Source organism: Actinomycetota bacterium (genome assembly GCA_005774595.1).
GTDB lineage: Bacteria > Actinomycetota > Coriobacteriia > Anaerosomatales > D1FN1-002 > D1FN1-002.
In genome coordinates, this window is record VAUM01000130.1 from 1 (window position 1) to 4,945 (window position 4,945).

2 protein-coding genes are annotated in these 4,945 nt (G+C 67.2%); both read right to left on the reverse strand.

Features of this window, described 5'->3' with window-relative positions:
• A partial coding sequence (locus FDZ70_06285; protein TLM76781.1) for a tandem-95 repeat protein occupies positions 1-3,542 on the reverse strand: 3,542 nt, incomplete at its 3' end.
• Between the two features lie 256 nt (positions 3,543-3,798).
• Positions 3,799-4,527, reverse strand: coding sequence for a PAS domain S-box protein (locus FDZ70_06290; protein ID TLM76782.1), 729 nt, complete (start codon positions 4,525-4,527; stop codon positions 3,799-3,801).
• Positions 4,528-4,945 lie beyond the last annotated feature (418 nt).

Consider the following 4,945-nt stretch of genomic DNA (forward strand, 5'->3'; position numbering starts at 1 on the left):
GTGTCCTCGGGCGTCGCGGTCGTGTCGTCGGAGGCGACCGGCGCGTCGTTGACCGGCGCCACGGTAATCGTGACGGTCGCGGTGTCGCTACCACCCGCGCCGTCCGAGATCGCGTACTCGAACGTCGCGGTACCGCTCCAGTTCGCAGGCGGCGCATACGTGAACGCGCCCGCGGTCGAGGTCGCCGACAGCGTGCCGGTCGACGGCGTCGAGAACGAGGTCACCGTGAGCGTCTGGGTGGTCTCGACATCCGTGTCGTTGGAGAGCACGCCGGGTGCCGCGACCGTCAGCGTCGTGTCCTCGGCCGTGGTGTACGCGTCATCGACCGCGTCGGGCGCGTCATTGATCCACACCACCGTCATCGTCACGGTCGCGGTGTCGGACAGCAGCCCGTCCGAGATCGTGTACGCGAACGTGGCCGTACCTGACCAGTTCGCGGGCGGCGTGTAGGTGAACGCACCGGCGGTCGACGTGGCCGACAGCGTCCCGGTCGAAGGCGTCGACCAGCTCGTCACGGTGAGCGGATCGGACTCAGCGTCCGTGTCGTTGCCAAGCACGCCCGGCGCGACCGCCGAGTACGGCGTGTCCTCGTTCGTCGAGTAGACATCATCGACCGCGTTCGGCGCCGTGTTCGCCGAGACGTGCACGGTCGAGCTGGCCGAGACTGCCGGCAGCGGCGTGGACGAGCTGTCGAACGCGCCGGTCGAGATGACGCTGTTGAGCTTCGTGCCCGTGCCTACGGTCGAGAACTCGACGGTGATGGTGGTGCGCACACCCGGGGCGATCGAGCCGACCTTGGATAGCAGGTTGTTCCACCTGAGGCTGGTGGTCGACGTCGTGTCCGCCCCGACGGTCGCCGAAGTCACTGTGAAGTGCGAACTCGACCAGCTGTCATACAACGGCACCGAGCTGAGCGTCGTGTCGCCGCTGTTGAACACGACGATGTCGAACAGCGCGGAGCTGCCTTGTGCGATCGTGGCCGGCGTACTGGCGTGCCGTTGCTTCAGCAGCACGAACTCGCCCCACGGGCCTCCCGGCGAGTAGAACACCGCGGTCTCGGAGTCGATGAGGAACGCGCCGAGCGACTGCTGTGCCTTCCAGACCGCGGTCACCATCCAGTTGCCGGCCACGGGGAAGTTCTTGTTCGAGAAGTTGAGCGTCTGGGTCGAGAACCCGGACCCGGGGACCGTGTCGACGACGCTCACCGTGTACGTGGTGCTCGCCGAGGCGGTACGGGTCACCAGGCCCGAAGGCTGCATCCAGTAGTCCGTGCCGGCGTCGAACGAGCCGTTGCCGTTCACGTCGTACCAGACGCGATAGCTCACGGTCGAGCTCGCGATCCCCGAGGTGTTGTGGTTCGCGAGCCGCGTCGTCACGTCGACCGTGTCGCTCGTCGTCTGAGCGTCGGTGGCGGACATGCGGTCGATCTCGGCGTCGTAGCTGACGAGGAACGTCGCCGAGCCGATCAGCGTCGTACGCGCGACCTCGTGATACGCGTAGACGGTGTACGTGCCGACGGTGCTCCCCTCCGTCGTGACCCAGCTCATGTTCGCGTTGCCGTCCACGACGTAGCCGAAAGTCTCAGTGGCGATGGTGCTGTCGGGCCTCAGGAGGCGGAAGAACACGCCGTAGGGGTTGTTGTTGTCGATCTTGGTCCCTGCATCGCCGAACTCGCCCACGTACACCACGTCGCCAACCTTGAACGAGCTCGACGGCACGCTGAGCATCTCGTCCGAGTACGTCCCGACGCTGGCTACCGTGATGCGATCCGTGGCGCCATCACGAGCGCCCGCGAAGACCGTCGAGGACGCCATGAGGCTGATGGTGCACATCTGCGACGCGCCTGCGTTGATGGGGATGTCGACCTGCACGAGCACCGTGGTCGACTCGCGAGCGCCGAGGGTGAACGAGGGTGCCGCCGCCGTCGTGATCCCGGACTTGTCGTACATGTAGGCGAACCACGTGCCGACGGACGAGCTCAGCGTGACCACCACCGAGTCCGCGGCACTCCAGCTGTTGGTGAGTGTGTGCCGGAAGAAGATCGACATCCCGCGGCCGGACGTGGTGGTGTGGTCAGGCGACAGGTCGATGCGGGACAGGATCGTCGTGACGTCCTGCGCCGAGTCCGTGTACGAGGAGTCCTCACGCGCGAGAGCGACGAGCTCGGACACGTCCTGAGTGCCCGTTGGCGAGGTCGACTTCACCGACACCTTCAGCGTGACGGTGGTCTGCCGGCTCGGCCCGAGGACCACCGTGGAAGTCGGCGTCACCCCGTCGGCCGCGAACACCCCGACCGTCACCCACGAACTCCGGGTCAGCCCTGTCAGGTCGACCGTGAGCGTGGTCGCGGAGTTGTTCGCCACCACGTGCGAGTAGTCCACGTACGTGTTCGTGGCGCACGTGCTCGACCGGTCCGGGTAGACGACCAGCGTCCCGGGATAGATCTCGTCGAGCACCGAATCGGTGACCGTGTCCCGATAGGTCGATGTCGCGGTCAGGTGCACCGCCTCGGCCGTTCCGAGGGCAGCACCCGGAGGTACGGTCACCACCAGCGAGACGACCGTCGTCTCGTTGCCGCGCAGCCGGACCGTGCTCGTCGCCACGTTGTTCCAATTCCGGATGCTGACCGCCCACCCGCTGTCGGTGTACGCGGACAGCTGCACCGTGTCGGTGATGTTGCCGGACTGGGTGATGGTGTGCGTGAACGTCACCGTGCGGCTGACAGGTGTGGATGTGACCTGGTTCGAGGCCACGTCGAGCGTCGTCCACGCGAGCGACGCCTCGCCGGTGTTGTCCTGAATCGAATTCGGGATCTGCGCGGCGTTCTGCGTCGCCGCGAAGTGGAAGTTCAGCGGGACTGGACCGGTGAGGCCGAGTGCATCCCATCGGACGCGCGCCTCGAGGTAGAGGTAGTCGCCGCCGATCCAGCGGCTGCCCGTCATACCGTTGGTGCCGTAGGTCGGCGTGTCAGTCGTCGGGTTATTGGGGCGGGAGTAGACCGCCGAGCCAAGGCTGCCGGGCTCCGTCTCGCCGTCGCCCGTGATGGTGTCCACTGTGCTCGGGACGTACGGGTAGATGTCGGCGTTCTTCACGAACGACTTCTGGCCCGGGTTGGTGAGCCACACCGCCACGTAGTCGGCGGACGTGAGCTTGTTGTCCTGGTTCACGTCCAGGTACGCGAGGATGTAGGCGTTGTTGTTGAACGCCTCGGCTGCCTTGAACAGGAAGTATACGTTCGTCTGGTCGTAGGTGTAGACCACGCGGGCGATGTTGCGGTTGCCGGCGGGCTGCGGGTCGAGGTCCGTGCCGCCGGTGGCGTCGTAGACGATGTTGTCCGGGTCGCGCTGGATGGCGTCCCACTCGGCCATGTCGCCGTCGATGGTGATGGTCTTCAGCGTCATCGACTGCGCGATGAGAGCGTTGAGCAGCAGCGCGGCGAAGAACACGCAGACCGCGACCGCCACCCCCCACTTCAGCCCCCGCTTGCGGCGCGCGTCCTCCGCCTGTGCCGACCGGCTCATGATCGCCCGCTCTTCGCCCATCTTCGCCCGCTCCCTTGTGGCCTCAGATCGCCTCGATGCGCCGGGTACGCATGAACGCCGGAGGCGACGGCTGTATTCAGCCGTCACACTCCGGGCCCCTGTGCGCACACGGTCGTGCGTGCTTCGTGCGCGCACACAACATCATATGGGGCTGCGGAGCACAGCGCTGTTACCTGCGGTGAACGGCGGCGAACCCTCCCGCCGACGGGCAAACGCCGCTGACGGGCGGACGATTCACTGGGACGAACGGCAGGGCCTACGGGAAGCGGATGACGGTCTGCGTGGCAAGCTCGCCGTGCCACGTGACCGGAGCGGTCCTCGCCATCACCTCGAGCCGCGTGCCGTCGGCCTTCAAGATGACCGCCGGCGCCTCGGTATCGGGCTTCCCGCTCGCCAGGATCGCCTTGCGCGCTTCCTGGATCGGCTTGCGGTACTCCTCGGCGATGAAGTCGTATGCCGAGGCACCCACAACGTCTTCGAGCGTCACTCCGAGCGCCGCGGTCAGCGCCGGGTTCGCGTAGGCGATCTCGCGGCCGACCATGACCACGATCCCGTCGGGCGAGGTCTCGACCAACTGCCGATAGCGCTCCTCGCTCTCGGCCAGATCGCGGAGCGCCTCCTCGCGACTCGTGACCTCGGCGATGAGCGACAGCATGCCCGGCATCTCCCCGAACTGGATCGGGACCGAAGCGATCTGCACCCAGACCGACCCGCCGCCCACGCGGTTGATCCGGTACGTCACCGGCTCGGGACTCTCGCCTCGTGCGATCGCTTCGACGTCGCGGAGCGCGACGCCGTGCTGCGTCGGGTCGAGGAATTCCAGCAGGTTGCGGCCGATGACCTGGGACGGGTCGGTGGCTCCGACGATCCGCATGTCGCGCGCGTTCGCCCACAGGATCTCGCCGGTCCGCACGTCGCAGATGACCGCCGTCATCGGGATCCGCTCGAGGATCCTCAGCACGCCTTCGGGGATCGAATGGGGCAACTCCAGTCCTCTCGCGAAGGTCCTCGCGATGGCCGGGTCCTACCCCGGCGACGAGTATCGCACGAAGCGATCCGCCGCACCCGCTCGCGCACCCCGAGCACCCTGACGCGCGCCCACGGCGTCTCCACACGCAGCGGGTACGGTTCTTGCAGCGGAGCCGTCCGCCGGCGACGCATGAAGCATCCTGAACGCATGGAAGTGCCTGTTCGGCGGTGGTAAGATTCGATGTTGCGCCGCTCTCCGCACCCGCAGAGGCGGCCTCAGGGCGACGGCACGAGGTACCGATGACGAGGACCGGTCACAGCACGTGCGAGACGAGGACGGCCGCCCGGCTGCTCCTCGCGTCGCTGTCGTGCGTGCTCGTGCTCGGCGCCGTGCCCGCAGCCGCCGCCCCGTCCGCAACGCCGTCACCGACGCC